The organism is Synechococcus sp. CBW1107 (assembly GCF_015841355.1).
Taxonomy (GTDB): Bacteria; Cyanobacteriota; Cyanobacteriia; order PCC-6307; family Cyanobiaceae; genus Regnicoccus_A.
In genome coordinates, this window is sequence record NZ_CP064908.1 from 967,716 (window position 1) to 982,194 (window position 14,479).

The window sequence follows — 14,479 nt, forward strand, 5'->3', positions numbered from 1 at the left end:
TGCTGCTATCTCGTCAGACTCCTCAGCTCGGCATCCAAGCCATGCCTCCCTTGCAGGAGCTCATCGCTCAATCCCTCGCTTCAGAACCCGACGCAGCAAAAGCGTCAGTTCCTAAACTTTTTAGTTGTCCAGGTGCTCCTCCTTCAGCCTCTCGGCCTCCGGTGGCTCGCGGTGGTCTCCCGACCGCTTTGGAAACTTACAACACCGGCGGTCGGCTCTCGCCTCCCTCTGGTTCGTAAGCCCTGCAGCGCTCGCCTCTCGGCTCACGCGCAGTCCAAAAACATACCACACCTTCCCCCGCGTATGCGCTCAACCCTTCAGGAGCGCTTCAGCCCAGGGCATGAAGCGCTCCAGAGTCTCTGCGTTGCAGGCCGCCAGCACTGGGAAATCGGTGCTGCCATGGTCGTCGCCGGGGTTCAGCTGCTCAGGGCTGCGCACCAGCCAGCGCAGAGGGCACTGCAGTTCGCTCAGCACCAGCCAGGCCGCGGCCAGATCCCAGATCTTGGGGGTGGCCTCCAGGGCCATCACGGTCTGGCCCATGGCCACGCTCACCAGGTTGAGGCTGGCCACTCCAAGCAGGCGGATCTTGCCGGGGAAGCGCCGATCAGGCAGCTTCTGCAACACCCCGATCGAGCGACTGCAGAGCGAGGCACACCCAGCCGCCTGGGCTTCGTTGCCAGGTGGTTTCAGGGGTTTGCCGTTGCGCCAGGCGCCCACCCCGCGCACGGCGATGATCCGCTGCCGCAGGGGAGGCACATCGAGCACCGCCAGTACGGGGACACCCCCTTCGAAGCGGGCCAGGGAAATCGCCCAGTAGGGAATCCCGGCAGCGAAGTTGGTGGTGCCATCCAGAGGATCCACCACCCAGTAGGCGGCGGTGGAGGGCACCAGCTTGCGCCCTTCCTCACTGAGGACCCCCTCTCCTGGATAGAGCAGGTCCAGTCCCTGAACCAGGGTTTCATCGCTCCAGCGATCACAGGCGGTGATCAGACTGCCGTCGGCCTTGGCTTCCGAGGCCATATGACCGAAATCCTTTCGTTGCCTCTCGGCAACGGCATCGATCAGATCCGTGAGCCGGAGAGCCTCGGATGGAATGGCTGAGAAGGTGGCGGTCATCCGAGTTCGGTGGTCAGGACCTGGGTCAGCTGCCTGGAGGTGTCGTCGCGGAATCGGTGGACATTGACGGCGACCAGCACCCGCAGCGCCGCCAGGGCGATCAGCGCGGCCGTGCCCAGCACCAGGGCATAGGGAAGGAAAGGACCCTGGCCGGGGATGATGGCACGACCCAGATCCAACAATCCGCCTCCCAGCAATTTGGCCGACGCGCGGGAGAAGGCCTGGGCCAGGCCCCAGACACCCACGAAGGTGCCAGCGGCTTCCGGCAGCGTGAGATCGAGCATCAGACACAGGGTGCTGTTGGTGCCGATGCCGGAGGCCAGCCCGAAGAGCAGGAGCACCGCCTGAAGCAGGGAAACCTGGCCCACCAGACCGCAAAGGATCAGCAGCAGCATCGAGGCCAGAATCAGCTGGCAACCGAGCCGGGCCGTGGCGTACTTACCCAGCCTGGGCACGATCCACCAACCCGCCAGCACCAGGCCGAGCAGGGTGCCCACCCCCCAGAAGGCATTCAGCGACGCGGTCGCGGCAATCGGCATGGAGAACACATCAGCGCCATAGCTCTCCAGGATCGGGTCCTGGATGAACAGAGCCAGAGTGAAGAGCACCAGGAAGAGGAAGAACACCACCACCTGCCGGCTGGAGGTGATCAGCCGCCAGGCCTGAGACAACGTGATCGAATCGTCACGGGCCTGACCGGACGATCCGCTGACGGGCCCGGGGATTGCCGTCGTGGCGGGCTCGACTCCCCAGGTGGCCAGCAGGGTGAGACCCATCACCGCCAGGGCCGCCCGCACCATGAAGCGGGAGAGCACAGCCTCCAGCACCATCGGGTCGGTGACCCCGTCAAGCCCCCTGAGGCTGCTGGAGATCACCACCGCCCCCACCACGATCCCCACGGTGAGCATGCACCAGATGATGCCCACCGCCCGGGGCCTCTCCCGCTCCTGAGTGCGGTCGATCACCAGGGCCAGGTACGGGGTGGTGGCCATCGAAACCGCCAGCCCGTAGGCGGCGAAGAGCGCACAGATCAGGGCCGTGCCCATGGTGATGGCAGGACCATCTCCGAGCTCCCGTGCGGCGGCGAGCCGGAAGATCACCGGCACCACCAGTACCGCCAGGCCACAGAAGAGCGCGGCTCCCAACCAGATGTAGGGGGTGCGGTGACGTCCCCCCAGGGGCCGGGCATCGGAGAGCTGGCCGAAAAGGATCCTCGAGGGGGCCACGAATTGCTCGAAGGCCAGGGCTCCGCCCACCAGCAGGGCGGGAAAGCCCAGCTCACTGATCATCACCCGGTTGAGCATGCCGGCGAAGATCACCGCCAGAAAGCCCAGGCTCCCCTGGAACAGTCCCAGCCGCACCGTGCTGGCGATCGAGAGGCTGGGGGGCGAGCTGGAGAGGGCCATGGTGGAGCGCAAGTTCAGGCAACGACGCCATCCGGTCCCCCCCAGGGATCTCCCGACGGGCGCTCTCTAGGGAGAGAGAGGACCGCGCCCATCCGGCGAACGCACCTCAGACTGACAGGCCGGCAACAACGGTTGGGGCTCGATCGGAATCTGGGTGGTGGGATCGCCGGATGGCTTGCTCGAGGGGAGGGAGGGTGGCTGGCAGAAGGCCACCTGATCAAGACCCGTGCGGCGCCTCAGTTCCGCCAGACGGCGGTTGTAGTCGGTGACGGCGCGGGCATAGCTCACCTCCGCCTGGGTGAGGTCGCGCTGGCTGTCGACCACCTCCCGCTGGGTGGTGACGCCGGCCTGGAAGCGCAGCCTGGCCAGGCGAAGCGCTTCGCGAGAGGAGATCACCGCCCGTGAGGTGGTGGTGATGTCGCGGTTGTTCTGAAGCAACAAATAGAAGCTCGTTTCCACCTCCAGCCGGATCCGGTCGCGGCGATCGGCGAAATTGAACCGCTGCTCCTCGGCAGCCTGCTTCTGCTGGCGGTACTGGGCAGCGGCGCGGCCGCCGTCGAATAGATTCCAGCGCAGGTTCAGGCCGACGGAATTGTCGAATCCGTAGGTGTAGGCGCCCATGTTGATCGGCCGATCGAAGGGCACCCCGGTCTGGCCATTGCTGCGGTCCCAGCCAAAGGTGTTGACGATGCTCAGGAACGGCTGAACGGCGCCGATGGCGGCATTGGCAGTGCTGTTGGCGATGGAGATCTGCAGGATGACCTGATCGAGCTCCTCACGGAAGGCATAGGCCGCCACGATGCTCTCCTGGAGCGTGGGCATCCAGGTGCCCACCACCCGAGCCGGCTCCTTGGCGGTCGGAGTGACGTTCTGGGGCAGATCCAGCAGGGAGGCCAGGCTGCGACGCGCCACCGACTGCTCCGCCAGGGCGTTGGTGAGCAGCTGCTGGTCCCGGGCCAGCTGGGTCTCAGCCTGCAGCACCTCCAGCTTCGTGGAGACCCCCGCCTGGAAACGGGCCCGGGCATCCTTGAGGCTCACCAGCGACGCCCGGACCGATTCCTGACCGATCCGCACCCCTTCATCGGCGAACTGAAGCGTGAAATAGGCCTGGGCCGCCTGCAGCCGCAGGTCGCGCAGAGCGATCAGGTACTGGTTCTGAGCCTGCTCGAACTGGTCGCGGGCTGCTGAGATCTGGGGAACCCGCTGGGGGTTGATCAGGTCCCAGTTGATGCCGATGTTCATCGCAGCGCCGAGGGTCTGGCCCCTGGTCAGCGACTCCTGCGTGGTGAATGGTCCGGTGGCATCGGGGTTGAAACGAAACCGATAGTTGTTGGTGAGTGCCGGAAAGGTGCTCCCGGTGGCGAGGTTGATGTTCGGGTACCAGGCGGAGATCTGGGCACGCAGGTTGGACTTGGCCTGATCCACCTGGGAGGCCACCGCCTTGAGGCTGGGGTTGTTGGTTTCGGCCAGGGTCTCCACGTCCCGCAGCCCCAGCGGCCGCAATTGCTGGATCTTGACCTGGGCCGGCCTGGTGGGCAGCGCCAGCGAGGGAGGGGAGGCGAGCGGCTGAAGATCGGGTTCGAGCTGGGTGGCCGCCGGTGGCAGCACGGTGGGATCCGACTTGGGCCGGTTTCCCTTGACCTCCGGAGCCAGGGGAATCGGCACCGGTGAAGCCGAGGGGGTGGGGGCCGACTGGTCAGGGGCAGGGGAAGACTGGTCAGCCGCAGGAGGTGGAGAGGCGTCCTGGGCCCGGCTCACCCCCTGAAGGACAGGGACGAGCACCATTCCCGCAAGAGCTGCCGAAGCGAGGAAGGAGCGACGCACACCAGAACCCTTGACTACGGCAGAGCTTAGTGAGCTGAAGCTGGGCTGCCGAGACAGGCGGCCACGAGATCATCCGCCCCCTGCAGCAACCGGATCGGTACCGGCAACCGCAGCTGCAGCTCCTCGAGGCCGAGATCATCCAGGAAGACGGGCTCGCCCTGGCGGAGCATCACGGATGGGAGCAGCAGTTCATCTCCCAGCTCCTGGCCCGCCAGACCCGCCAGCAGATCGGAGCCTGTGAGCAGACCGGTGACCACCTGCTCCTGCCCCCAGTAGGGACTTGGCAGGCCGTACAGCCGCAGGGTCAGGCCTTCGACGGCATTGAGGCGTTCGACCACCGGCCCCAGAGCCCCGGCCACCAGGGCGCCAACGACCCAGCTGAGGCGACGGGGCTCAGGCAGGCGCCTGGGCAGGCGACGGGTGGCCTGATCCAGGGCCTCGAGAAAGGCGCGGATGCTGCCGACTCCATTTTCCTGCTGGGGCAGATCCTCGTAGCTGTCGCGCTCCGGCAGGGGAAACCCGGCCATCAGGTACCACTCATCGGAGAGCCAGGCGAAGCGGCTGCCGAAGGAGCTCTGAAATCTGGCCTGGAGCGGCTCCACCTGCTCGATCACCCGCCGGGCGCAGGCGCGATCCACGGGGATGAGACCATCTCCTGGAGGACGGAAGCGGGTCAGCCCCACGGGCACGACGGCTGTGGAGAGCACCGCCGGCCAGTCCCCCGCCCCGAAGCGGGCGAGATCCAGGAGCGTGCGCTCAAGAGCCTGCCCGTCATTCACCCCCGGGCAGACCACCACCTGGGCATGGATCTGCAACCGACGTTCGGCGAACCACTCCAGCTGATTCAGCAAAAGCCCGGCGCGGGGGTTCACCAGCAGGCGGCTGCGCAGCTCGGGATCGGTGGCGTGCACCGAGACGAACAGGGGCGAGAGCCGCTGCTGCTCGATCCGCTCCCAGTCCGCGGCAGTGAGGTTGGTGAGGGTGAGGTAGGAGCCGTAGAGGAAACTCAGGCGATAGTCGTCGTCCTTGACATAGAGGCTCCGGCGCCGCCCGGGGGGCTGCTGATCGATGAAGCAGAAGGCGCAGTGGTTGTTGCACTGGCGCAGCCCATCGAAGAGGGCCTCGGTGAAGGCGAGCCCCAGGCCGTCATCGGGATCCTTCTCCAGCTCGACGCTGTGGCGGGTGCCGTCGGGGTCCTCGACCTCCAGGCTCAGCTCCTCCTCTCCCACCAGCACCTGCAGATCGATCAGGTCCCGGGGCCGCACCCCGTTGACGCTGATCAGTCTGTCGCCGGGCTGAAAACCGAGCTCGTCCCCGATCGATCCAGGCTCCACCGTCGCCACCACGGCAGGCTGGGGCTGGCGCACTGAATCCGCGGGGGCCAGGGGCAAGCCCGCAGAGGGTTCGTTCCACACGGAAAGGCTGGAGCAGAGACCCGCAGTCTGGGTCCGGGAGTGGACCTCAGGTGGCCGCAGGGCCCATCCTCCAGACCCAGAGCAGCAGCAGCAGGCCGAACACCAGCCGGTAGATCACGAAGATCCAGGTGCTGTGGGTCTGCAGGAAGCTCAGCAGCCAGGCGATCGCCAGCCAGGACACCACGGCGGCCGAGACGATGCCGATCACCAGGGGGATCGGGCCCAGGCTGGCGCCGCTGGCAAAGGCCGACTTCAGTTCAACCAGCCCGGCCAGGGTGATGGCCGGGATCCCAAGCAGGAAGGAGAACCTGGCCGCCGCAGGCCGCTGCCAACCGTCGAAGAGGGAGGCCGTGAGGGTGCTGCCGGATCGAGACACCCCGGGGATGACCGCCAGGGCCTGGGCGATCCCCACCAGCAGACCGTCGAGCGGGCGAACCTGGGGAAGATCCCGCGTGCGGCGACCGACCCGCTCGGCCAGGGCCAGCAGCAGAGCCATCACGATCGAGACCAGGGCGATCGAGGTGATGCCGCGCAGCGGTGAGCTCTCGTAGGCAGGCCACAGAGTCTTGATGGCCAGGCCCGCCAGCACGATCGGCAGGGTGCCGATCGCCATGGCCAGGCCCAGCCGAGCCGAGGGATCCCCCCACTGCCCGTGGCGGGAGGCCCGGCTGACCCCTGTGAGCACCTGCGCCAGGTCGCGGCGGAAATAGACGATCACGGCCGCGATGCTTCCCAGCTGGATGACAGCCGTGACGGCCACTCCCGGATCGCCCCAGCCGAGCAGCACCGGCACCACCTTGAGATGGGCGGTGCTGCTGATCGGCAGGAATTCAGTGAGCCCCTGCACAATCCCGAGCACGAGGGCATGCCAGCAGGCCTCGAGAAAACCTGGAACCGGGGCTGAGAGGGCAGAGCCCATGCGCGGATTGGCACGGCGGAGCCAGTGACCTTATGTCCGCGTAGGCCGCGGCTCAGGCTCCGGCGTCCCTTAAGGTTGCATACCTTTCTTCACAGAACCAGGTGATCGGGGCCACCGCCACTCCCTCCACGTCCGCCCTGGTCCCCGAGACCCTCGTCCTTGACTGGCCCAGGCCCAGCACGCCACGCCGGAGCCTCCTTGGAGCGTCCCCGGCCGCCACTCTGCCCGTGGTGGCGGCCGCACTGGTGGTGGTGCCGGTGTTCCTTCAGGCCCCCTGGGTCCGCCTCCACCCCAGCAGCGCCACGCTCTTCACTGCCGTGATTCTGACCGTCGGGCTGCTGCTGGAGCTGCGGGGCCCTGAGCGCTGGCGCGGTTTCGGGCCGCTGCTGGTGGGCTTCAGCGGCAGCTGGCTGGCCGGCTGCGTCTTCTGGGGATGGTGCCGACTGCATCCCCTCTGGCATCTGCCGATCGAGGCCTTCGCTCTGCCCCTGGCTCTGGCCGGCCTCAGCGGGCGCTGGCGCAGCGGGGCCCTCTTCTATCTGGCCTCACTCCTGGGAACCGCCTGCACCGATGGGGCCATGGCCCTCACTGGGGTGATGCCGCTCTGGCCACAGGTGTTGAGTGCCCCGGTCCTCGAGGCCCCCGCTCTCCTCCACGGGGCCGCCCTGCAGGTGCTGCGGCCGGCCCCGCTGGCACTGGTGCTGGGCCTGGCATTCGTTCTGACGCTGCTGGCGCGCGGCTGCCGCCGCTCGGGTCCAGGCGGGCGACTGGCGGCCTCCACCCTGGTGACCACCCTGGTGGTGGACGGTCTTTTCCTGATCGCCTCGCTGTTCAGCCCTCAGCTCAGTGGTCTCGTGTGAGAGGGGGCGGAGCGGCTCTGCGGGACGGGAATTGAAGAACTGCAAAAGCCTTGGCCCTGTGGGGATTGATCCGCCGACCGGCCTGTAGCGTTGCCCCTGACCCTGCTCGGAACGATTCCGAGTCAAGGCCTGCATCCAACGGCGATCCTCACCGATCCACACCACGGAGAACTTCGATGAAACGGCTGGTTGCCTGGATCATGAGCGGCGTGCTGATGGCCGGCCTGCTGGTGTCGCTGCTCCTGCCGCCGGCGGTCCAGGCCGAGGAGCTCCGCAACGTCGCCGATGAGAAGATCGCGGCTCGCGAAGGCAAGGTGGATCTCAACAACTCCCCCGTGCGCAGCTTCCAGCAGTTCCCCGGCATGTATCCGACCCTGGCCGGCAAGATCGTGATCGGTGGTCCCTACGAGGAGATCGACGATGTGCTCAACCTGGATCTGACGGATCGGCAGAAGGAGCTGTTCGAGAAGTACAAGGACAATTTCACGGTGACCCCTCCCTCGATCGCCCTGAACGAGGGCGACGATCGCATCAACGCGGGCGTCTACCGCTGAACCCCTAAAGTCGCGACCCTCCGAAAGCCGTCGGTCTCCGGCGGCTTTTTTTTCGTGGCCCCATGCCCTCGACACCCCGCCCTCGACCACCCCTGGCCCCGATCTGGGATGTGGTGGTGGTGGGGGGCGGGGCCGCCGGGCTGATGGCCTGTCTGGAATTGCCCGCCGGCCTGAAGGTCCTCCTGCTCAGCAAGGAGCGCGGCCCCCGAACCGCAAGCCGTTGGGCCCAGGGCGGCATCGCGGCGGTCACCCGGGCCGAGGACAGTCTGGAGAGCCACCGTGACGACACCCTGCGAGCAGGGGCGGGACTGTGCGATCCCGGGGCCGTCGATCTGCTGGTGCGTCAGGCTCCCGCCTGCGTGGAGCGGTTGCTGGGGCTGGGCATGGCCTTTGACCGCAACGGCAGCGGCCTGAGCACCACCCTCGAGGCCGCCCACAGCCACCGGCGGGTGCTCCACGCCCAGGACCGCACCGGGGGCGCGCTGGTGGATGCCCTGGAGAGGGAGGTGCTGCGCCGCCCTGGGCTGGTGCAGCGCAAGGGGCTGATGGCCCTCCAGATCTGGGTCGATCAGGGCCGCTGTCTCGGGCTGCAGGTGCTGGAGAACGATCAGGTGCGTTGGCTGAGGGCCGGTGCCGTGGTGCTGGCCAGCGGCGGCGGCGGCCACCTGTTCGAGAAGACCACCAATCCGTCCCAGTCCACCGGCGATGGAGTGGCCATGGCCTGGCGGGCCGGGGCCGCCATCCGCGATCTGGAGTTCGTCCAGTTTCACCCCACCGCCCTGATGCTGCCGGGGGCTCCCCACTTCCTGATCTCTGAGGCGGTGCGGGGTGAAGGGGCGCGCCTGATCGACAGCCACGGCGACAGTCCAGTGGCCGACCTCGCCAGCGCCGATCTGGCTCCCCGCGATCAGGTGAGCCGTGCCCTGGTGCGAACCATGCAGGCCCAGGGCGTCGACCACCTCTGGCTCGACCTGCGCCCGGTGGGACTGGAGCGGCTGAACCGTCAATTCCCCACGATCCTGCGGCGCTGCCGTGAGCTTGGCCTGGAGCCCACGGCAGCGCCGATCCCCGTGGCTCCGGCCGCCCACTACTGGATGGGTGGAGTGAGCACCGACCTGGGCGCCGCCACGACTCTTCCGGGCCTCTATGCCGTGGGTGAAGTGGCCTGCAGCGGCGTGCATGGCGCCAATCGCCTGGCCAGCAATTCACTGATGGAATGTCTTGTTTTCGCCGGGCAGCTGCGGCATCTGTCCCTGCCGGACCAGCAGCCTGTGCCGCGCTCCTGGGGATCACCATCTCCTGCGGCCGGGAGCGGCTGCCCCCCGCAGCTCTCCAGGGCCATGCCCCTGGAGAGCGAGTTGCTCATCCGGATCGAGCGACTGCGCAGGCTCTGTTGGAGGGTGGCGGGGGTCGAGCGCCAGGAGCGGGACCTGCGCGAGGCCCTGCGGCTGATCCGCGAGCAGCGGCGGGAGCTGGAGGATCAACCCTGGATTCAGGCCCTGGCGCGGCTGGAGCCCGGCGATGAGCTCCCCCTGGGCCCGGGCGGCGGCGGCAGGTTGCGCCCCCTCAACGATCTGCGTCAGCTGCTCACCCTGGCGGATCTGCTGGTGGAGGCTGCCCTGTTCCGCCGCGAGAGCCGAGGTGGCCACTACCGCACCGACTGTCCGGCTCCACAGCCCTTCTGGCAACGCCACTCCCAGCAACAGCGCGGTGAGGGGATCCGCACGACTCCGTTGCTGGACGGGATCCCCGGCTGAGACCTGAGCCGGGGTCAGCTCAGAGCTGACCCTTGAAACCGCTCAATTCAGCCAGCCGTGCCAGGGGCTTGACGCCGGAGTCCAGCTTGCCGTTGATCTCCCAGGTGGGGAATCCCTCCAGGTTCTTGCTGTCGCAGAGCGCCTTCTGATTGTTGACACCATCGGCGGCGCATTCGATCACCTTGAGCTTGGCGGTGGCCTCCTTGCCGAACAGCTCCTTCTGCTCATGGCAGTGGGGGCACCAGTAGGCGCTGTACATCACCGCACCGGATCGGCTGAGGTGCTCCGCCAGGGCCAGGGTGGCCGGGGTGCTGACACTGGTGACGGGGAGTGGCGTGCCTCGGGTGCCCAGGGCGGCGGGGCGATCGACTGAGGCGGCCCAGCCCAGCCCCACCAGCCCCACCAGCAGGGCCACCAGCACCCCACGAAACACCAGCTGACCGCGGTCGTCCCACTGGCCGCCGATGAGGCTGAGCACGAACAGGCTCAGGCTGAGCACAGCCGAGAGCACACAGAAGAAACAGAAGGCCTTGATCTTGAACACCAGCAGCCCCATCAGGAGCAGGCTGAACACGGCCATGCCGCCGCTGAAGAGGAACAGCCCCCACCAGCTGCGCTCGGCGATGGCCGAGCGGGCCTCGCCCCGCAGAACCAGTGGCAGCACAGCCAGCACCAGCACCGTGGCGTAGGCGAGGAAACCAAAGAGCGAGAGCGGCTGGCCGAAAAGGCTGCCCCAGACGCTGTTGAGCACCTTGTCGCAGCCCTCGGCGCCCCCGGGGCAGCTGAGCGGGCCGATCAGCCCCCAGCGCTTGAGCGTGATGGCGCCGGTGTCGATCGCACCGATCGTGGCCAGAATCGCCATCACCACTCGAACCCAGCGCAGTCCTGGGTCCGATCGTCGACGGCTGCTCAGGCGGCTGCTCAGGCGGGTGGAGGTCACGGCAGGGGCTGAAGCTGGGCCGATTGTGGCAGCACCCGCTTCAGCGCAGAGACCCGCTCCGGGTCCACCGGCGCCGTGATCAGGCCATCGCGCTTCAGTGCCGTTCCGGCGATCACGCCGTCGCAGGCCGGCGTCAGCCGCTGCAGCGTCTGCGGAGTGGCCCCGCTGCCGATCAGCACGGGCGCCCCGGCTGCCGCGGCCCTGGCCTGCTCCAGATCCGCCGGATCGGTTGGTCTGCCGGTGCCGCTGCCCGAGACGATCACCCCATCGGCACCGCCGCGCTCGAGCACATCACTCACTGCCTCCGCCATGGACAGCGGCGCCAGCGGGGCACCGTGCTTGACCAGCACATCGGCCAGGATCCGTACGGATTCAGCCCCCAGCAGGCGGCGCCGGCGCAGCAGCTCAGCCGCCACCCCCTCGATCAGCCCCTGATCGGTGACCGTGGCACCGCTGAGCACATTCACCCGCAGAAAGCGGGCGCCACTGGCCTGGGCGATCGCCAGAGCCGCCAGAGCGTCATTGCGCAGCACATTGATGCCCACCGGCCGGTTCGTGGCCTTCACCACCGCCAGGGCCAGCCGGGTCATGGCGGACACCGTTTCCGGGGGCACCGATCCCCGCCAGAAGGGCACATCGCCGAAGTTCTCGACAATCAGCCCATCGGCGCCACCGCTGAGGTAGGCCTCGACATCGGTGAGGGCCGCGGCCTCCAGGCCCCCCAGATCGCCGGCCCAGCCAGGGGAGCCCGGGAGGGGCCCGAGGTGAATCACCCCGATCAGCGGACAGGGCTGGGGGAACAGCTCACGCCAACGGGATCCAGGGCAGGGCATGGCGTCGGCCGCAGAAGGAGAATGAACCAGGCCGTGGCACCCGGATATCCCATAGGGTGATGGATTGGCCCCGGGGGTTCCACCCGCGGTCAAGGTATTCGGCCCCCGCACCCATGTCTCCCGCCAGCGCAGCTTTCCCCGCAGGATCGGTCCGGCCCGGGGCGTCAGGCGCCGGCCGTCCCACCGTGGCCTTCGCCCACCTGGGATGCGAGAAGAACAGGGTCGACACCGAGCACATGCTCGGGCTGCTCGCCCAGGCGGGCTACGGCATCAGTGCCGATGAGCGCGACGCCTCGGTGGTGGTGGTGAACACCTGCAGCTTCATCCAGGACGCCCGTCAGGAATCGGTGCGCACCCTGGTGGAACTGGCGGAGCAGGGCAAGGAACTGATCATCGCCGGCTGCCTCGCCCAGCATTTCCGGGAGGAGCTGCTGGAGTCGTTGCCGGAGGCACGGGCGATCGTGGGCACCGGCGACTACCAGCACATCGTGGACGTGCTGGAGCGGGTGGAGGCGGGTGAACGGGTGAACCGGGTCAGCGACGTGCCCACCTTCGTGGGCGACGAGCATCTGCCCCGCTACCGGACCACCTCCGAGGCGGTCGCCTTTCTCAAGGTGGCCGAAGGCTGCGACTACCGCTGCGCCTTCTGCATCATCCCCAGGCTCCGGGGCGACCAACGCTCCCGCACGATCGACTCGATCGTGGCGGAAGCCCATCAGCTCGCCGCCCAGGGGGTGCAGGAACTGATCCTGATCAGCCAGATCACCACCAACTACGGCCTCGACCTCTACGGCAAGCCCCAGCTGGCGGAGCTGCTGCGGGCCCTGGGGGAGGTGGAGATTCCCTGGATCCGGGTGCATTACGCCTACCCCACCGGTCTGACCCCTGAGGTGCTGCGCGCTTACCGCGAGGTGCCCAATGTGCTTCCTTACCTCGATCTGCCGCTCCAGCACAGCCATCCCGACGTCCTCCGGGCCATGAACCGCCCCTGGCAGACCGGCGTGACCACCGATCTGCTGGGACGCATCCGCGACCAGCTGCCCGATGCGGTGCTGCGCACCACCTTCATCGTGGGCTTCCCCGGTGAAACCGAGGACCACTTCGAGCATCTGCTTCGCTTCGTCGAGGAGCAGCGCTTCGACCATGTCGGGGTCTTCACCTTCTCCCCGGAAGACGGCACCGCGGCGGTGGAGCTGCCGAATCCGGTGCCCGCCGAGGTGGCGATCGAGCGCCGCAACCGCCTGATGGCCGCGCAACAGCCGATCGCGGCCGGGCGCAATGCCAGCTGGGTGGGGCGGATCGTGGATGTGCTGATCGAGCAGGAGAACCCCAGCAGCGGCGAGATGATCGGCCGCTGTGCCCGCTTCGCTCCCGACGTGGACGGCGAAGTGCGGGTGAGCCCCGGTCCCGGCGGCCTCTGCGCCTCCCCCGGAACCATGGTGCCGGTGCGCCTCACGGCCTCCACCCCCTATGACCTCCAGGGCGAGGTGGTGGGTGCCCGGGCCATGGTGGAGGAGGCACTGGCGGGGCGCGAGGGCCGGGGTTGAGGCACTGGATCCGCCGCAACCAGCGCACGACCTTTCTGATCGCCTCGGGGCTGAGCACCGCCGGCTCCTTCGCCGGGCTTACCGCCAAGGGCTGGATCCTGATGGACCAGACCAGCAATCCACTGCTGCTGGCCCTGCACTTCGGAGCCCTGGCGATGCCCAGCCTGCTGGCCAGCGGCAGCGCCGGGGTTCTCACCGACCGGATCGGCTGTGAGCGGGTGCTGATCCGCTCCCAGTGGGGCCTGGTGTCCGGTGCCGCCCTGGGGGCCGTGGCCATCCCCTTGTTGGCCGGAGCTGCCCAGGTGATCCTGCTGCTGCTCAGCACCCTGGTGGTGGGCCTGGCCAGCTCCTTCGAGCTCACCGCCCGCAACAAGTACTGCGCCCTGCTGGTGGATGAACCGGCTCAACTGGCCCCCTACCTCACCTCCTTCTCGGTGGTGTTCAACGTCGGCAAGCTGGTGGGTCCACCGATCGGCGGGTTGCTGCTCGCCCTGACGGGACCCGCCACGGCCCTGGCCATCGATGCGGCCTCCTACCTGCTGCCGGTCGCCACGGTGCTTTGGCTGCTGCAGCCCGACCTCAGCATGGAGCGGCGCAGCGGGAGCGGCGGCGCTTCAACCCTGGCCACCGCCTGGCGGGGATGCGGCGCCAGCCTGCGCCACGTGCTCGTGTTCACCGGAATGGCCTGCCTGGCGGTCTTCTTCCATCCCGGTCTGGCCCCGTTGATCGCCGCGCAGGTGCTCGGGCCATCGCCCCAGTCCCTGGGCTGGTTCACGAGCGTGCTGGCGGCCGGAAGCATCAGCGGGGGGCTGCTGCTTCAACGTCGCAGCCAGTGGTTGAGTGAACGTCCCTCGCTGCTGCTGGGCAGCTGTTGCGTGATCACCAGCCTCGCCCAACTGGGCATGGCCCTGACGGCGCCCGCGCCCTTCCGGCTGGCCATGACCTTTCTGATCGGAGCGGGGACAGCCGGTCTGCTGGCGGGCAGCAGCCTGATCCTGCAGGTGGGGGCTCCGCTGGTGCTGCGCGGCCGGATGGCAGGCCTTGGCCAGATCGCCTTCCTCGGCGGCGGCGGCTTCAGTGGCCTGATCGCCGCTGCTCTCTGCCTGAGGGTGGGCCTGCAGCCCACCTTCGCCCTGATGGGCAGCGTGGGGCTTGCGCTGGGATTGCTCGAGCTCACCAGCCGCTGGGGACAGCGCCTGAATCCGTTGGACTCAGATCAGCTTGATGCCGCGTAGGACCGTGGAGAGCAGAAAGGCTGTCGCCAGTCCAGCGGCCACCAGAGCGAGGTAGAGAGCTGCCGCCATGGCC

At 68.1% G+C, this 14,479-nt stretch carries 13 protein-coding genes; 5 read left to right on the forward strand and 8 right to left on the reverse strand.

Annotated elements, in window-relative coordinates; translation table 11 throughout:
- Window positions 1-309: 309 nt before the first annotated feature.
- From I1E95_RS05200 to I1E95_RS05220, 5 genes are all read right to left on the reverse strand, one after another.
- On the reverse strand, window positions 310-1,116 hold the full coding sequence (locus I1E95_RS05200) for an inositol monophosphatase family protein (protein WP_197166037.1): 807 nt from the start codon (window positions 1,114-1,116) through the stop codon (window positions 310-312).
- Window positions 1,113-2,522: a BCD family MFS transporter gene (locus tag I1E95_RS05205; RefSeq protein WP_197166038.1), complete on the reverse strand. Its 1,410-nt coding sequence runs from the start codon at window positions 2,520-2,522 to the stop codon at window positions 1,113-1,115. The genes I1E95_RS05200 and I1E95_RS05205 overlap by 4 nt, the downstream gene beginning before the upstream one ends.
- Before the next feature lie 66 nt (window positions 2,523-2,588).
- Window positions 2,589-4,307, reverse strand: a complete 1,719-nt coding sequence (locus tag I1E95_RS05210) for a TolC family protein (protein ID WP_197166039.1) — start codon at window positions 4,305-4,307, stop codon at window positions 2,589-2,591.
- A 65-nt stretch (window positions 4,308-4,372) separates the two neighbouring features.
- Complete coding sequence (locus I1E95_RS05215; RefSeq protein WP_197166041.1) at window positions 4,373-5,761, reverse strand: TIGR03279 family radical SAM protein; 1,389 nt, start codon at window positions 5,759-5,761, stop codon at window positions 4,373-4,375.
- Window positions 5,762-5,807: 46 nt separating this feature from the next.
- Complete coding sequence (locus tag I1E95_RS05220) at window positions 5,808-6,680, reverse strand: undecaprenyl-diphosphate phosphatase (RefSeq protein ID WP_197166043.1); 873 nt, start codon at window positions 6,678-6,680, stop codon at window positions 5,808-5,810.
- A gap of 221 nt (window positions 6,681-6,901) precedes the next feature.
- Here I1E95_RS05220 and I1E95_RS05225 point away from each other — a divergent pair, with 221 nt between their 5' ends.
- The 3 genes from I1E95_RS05225 to nadB all read left to right on the forward strand — a co-directional run bounded on the left by I1E95_RS05225 (window position 6,902) and on the right by nadB (window position 9,851).
- Entirely contained in the window at window positions 6,902-7,540 is a 639-nt protein-coding gene (locus tag I1E95_RS05225) for a DUF3120 domain-containing protein (RefSeq protein ID WP_197167130.1), read from the forward strand.
- 176 nt (window positions 7,541-7,716) lie between these two features.
- Window positions 7,717-8,094 (forward strand): photosystem II complex extrinsic protein PsbU, encoded by a 378-nt coding sequence (psbU, locus tag I1E95_RS05230; RefSeq protein WP_197166045.1) that lies wholly within the window; start codon window positions 7,717-7,719, stop codon window positions 8,092-8,094.
- A 62-nt stretch (window positions 8,095-8,156) separates the two neighbouring features.
- A complete protein-coding gene (gene nadB / locus I1E95_RS05235; protein ID WP_197166046.1) occupies window positions 8,157-9,851 on the forward strand; it encodes an L-aspartate oxidase in 1,695 nt (564 codons plus the stop codon).
- 19 nt (window positions 9,852-9,870) lie between these two features.
- Here the strand turns inward: nadB and I1E95_RS05240 are convergent, their stop codons facing one another.
- Window positions 9,871-10,791 carry a vitamin K epoxide reductase family protein gene (locus tag I1E95_RS05240; protein ID WP_197166048.1) on the reverse strand — a complete coding sequence of 307 codons (921 nt, stop codon included), beginning with the start codon at window positions 10,789-10,791 and terminating at the stop codon, window positions 9,871-9,873.
- Window positions 10,788-11,624, reverse strand: coding sequence for a BtpA/SgcQ family protein (locus tag I1E95_RS05245; protein WP_197166057.1), 837 nt, complete (start codon window positions 11,622-11,624; stop codon window positions 10,788-10,790). The genes I1E95_RS05240 and I1E95_RS05245 overlap by 4 nt, the downstream gene beginning before the upstream one ends.
- 113 nt (window positions 11,625-11,737) lie before the next feature.
- Here I1E95_RS05245 and rimO point away from each other — a divergent pair, with 113 nt between their 5' ends.
- Entirely contained in the window at window positions 11,738-13,171 is a 1,434-nt protein-coding gene (gene rimO, locus I1E95_RS05250; RefSeq protein ID WP_231594879.1) for a 30S ribosomal protein S12 methylthiotransferase RimO, read from the forward strand.
- On the forward strand, window positions 13,168-14,406 hold the full coding sequence (locus tag I1E95_RS05255) for an MFS transporter (protein ID WP_197166059.1): 1,239 nt from the start codon (window positions 13,168-13,170) through the stop codon (window positions 14,404-14,406). Before rimO ends, I1E95_RS05255 begins: the two co-directional genes overlap by 4 nt.
- Here I1E95_RS05255 and I1E95_RS05260 read toward each other — a convergent pair.
- Window positions 14,383-14,475 carry a cytochrome B6 gene (locus I1E95_RS05260; RefSeq protein WP_197166061.1) on the reverse strand — a complete coding sequence of 31 codons (93 nt, stop codon included), beginning with the start codon at window positions 14,473-14,475 and terminating at the stop codon, window positions 14,383-14,385. The genes I1E95_RS05255 and I1E95_RS05260 overlap by 24 nt on opposite strands.
- Window positions 14,476-14,479: the final 4 nt, after the last annotated feature.

Excerpts from the sequence above, each read along its gene's own strand:
- I1E95_RS05245 (WP_197166057.1), bottom strand. The coding sequence starts at position 11,624 with ATGCCCTGCCCTGGATCCCGTTGGCGTGAGCTGTTCCCCCAGCCCTGT.
- psbU (WP_197166045.1), top strand. The coding sequence starts at position 7,717 with ATGAAACGGCTGGTTGCCTGGATCATGAGCGGCGTGCTGATGGCCGGC.
- I1E95_RS05205 (WP_197166038.1), bottom strand. The coding sequence starts at position 2,522 with ATGGCCCTCTCCAGCTCGCCCCCCAGCCTCTCGATCGCCAGCACGGTG.
- nadB (WP_197166046.1), top strand. The coding sequence starts at position 8,157 with ATGCCCTCGACACCCCGCCCTCGACCACCCCTGGCCCCGATCTGGGAT.
- I1E95_RS05220 (WP_197166043.1), bottom strand. The coding sequence starts at position 6,680 with ATGGGCTCTGCCCTCTCAGCCCCGGTTCCAGGTTTTCTCGAGGCCTGC.
- I1E95_RS05210 (WP_197166039.1), bottom strand. The coding sequence starts at position 4,307 with ATGGTGCTCGTCCCTGTCCTTCAGGGGGTGAGCCGGGCCCAGGACGCC.
- I1E95_RS05260 (WP_197166061.1), bottom strand. The coding sequence starts at position 14,475 with ATGGCGGCAGCTCTCTACCTCGCTCTGGTGGCCGCTGGACTGGCGACA.
- I1E95_RS05200 (WP_197166037.1), bottom strand. The coding sequence starts at position 1,116 with ATGACCGCCACCTTCTCAGCCATTCCATCCGAGGCTCTCCGGCTCACG.
- rimO (WP_231594879.1), top strand. The coding sequence starts at position 11,738 with ATGTCTCCCGCCAGCGCAGCTTTCCCCGCAGGATCGGTCCGGCCCGGG.